General features: G+C 35.2%; 1 protein-coding gene. It reads left to right on the forward strand.

Annotated features, from left to right (window positions below; all coding sequences use genetic code 11):
* Nucleotides 1-56 precede the first annotated feature (56 nt).
* On the forward strand, nt 57-1,169 hold the full coding sequence (locus PL8927_RS27495; protein WP_083618825.1) for an ISAs1 family transposase: 1,113 nt from the start codon (nt 57-59) through the stop codon (nt 1,167-1,169).
* Nucleotides 1,170-1,314: the final 145 nt, after the last annotated feature.

Below are 1,314 nucleotides of genomic sequence, written 5' to 3' on the forward strand. Positions count from 1 at the left end.
AGCGATCGCTACCTGATAAAATCAAGAGCGGTCGCTTATTTTTTACAAAAATAAAGATGCTAACAACTCTAATAGAAAAACTGAAAAAAGTCAAGGATTACCGGAAAGCCCAGGGGACAAGGCATCCCATATGGCTAGTATTATTAATAGTCATCTTGGGGCTAATGTCGAGAAATTTAGGGTACAGAGAACTGGAAAATTTTGCTAAAATTAATCGAAAAGAACTCAGCCAAGTTTTAAAAATCAAGCTAGAAAAACTGCCATCATACTCAACAATAAGAAGAGTAATACAAGGGGTAGAATGGTCAAATTTAATCGAGATATTTAATCAATGGGCGGCTTTGAATTATCCGCATCAAGAAGAACTAGATTGGTTAGCAGTAGATGGAAAAAGCCTCAGAAGCACTTTGAAAGATTTTGGAGATAACTCCCAAAATTTTGTGATGATTGTTTCACTATTTAGTCAAAGAACAGGATGTGTATTAAACCTGAAAAAGTTGGAGAACAAAAAAGGATCAGAAATCAGCCAAGCGCAAGAGATAGTAAGGGATTGCCAGTTAAAAGGAAAAGTAATAACCTTTGATGCGTTGCACTGTAATCAGAAGACTGCTGCTCTAGTCATTGAGAGTGGAAATGATTATATAATGGCTTTAAAGAAAAATCAAAAAAAGTTATATGAGCAAGTTGAAGCTGTAATAAAAAGTGAAAATCCTTTGAGTGTAGATGTGACACATGAACACAGCCATGGCAGAAAAATTACTCGAAAAGTTTCGATTTATCAAGTCAATAGCGACTTCTACAAAGGGTGGAATCATCTGAAACTTGTGATTCAGATAGAAAGAAGTGGCAATAGAGGAAAAAAGCCCTACAAAGAAAAAGTATATTATATCAGTAGTGTCGTTAACGAGGCTCAAACGTTGGCTCAAATCATTAAAGGACATTGGGGGATTGAGAATCAATGCCATTGGGTAAAAGATGTAATTTTTCAAGAAGATAAAAGCCGAATTCGTAACTTTCAAGCGGCTACTAACTTCTCAACTCTCAAAACTCTGGTGATCAATCTTTTCAGAAGTTGGGGTTTTGTATCAATAACAGAAGGACAACGATGGTTAACTGCTCACTGGTACAAGATTTTCAGTCTTGGGGAACTGTTTCCCCTAAAATCCTAAAAATAATCGAGTAAATTCTAGTAAAAATCCAAATAAAATAGATGGAAACTCTCTATGGAAAAGCCATAGAGGAGTTTTTACTACTCAAAAATCAGAAAGATTATTCCTTGACTAACATTCCTGATAATTCAGCTAGAATTACTCA

It is taken from the genome of Planktothrix serta PCC 8927, assembly GCF_900010725.2.
In the GTDB taxonomy this organism is placed as follows: Bacteria; Cyanobacteriota; Cyanobacteriia; order Cyanobacteriales; family Microcoleaceae; genus Planktothrix; species Planktothrix serta.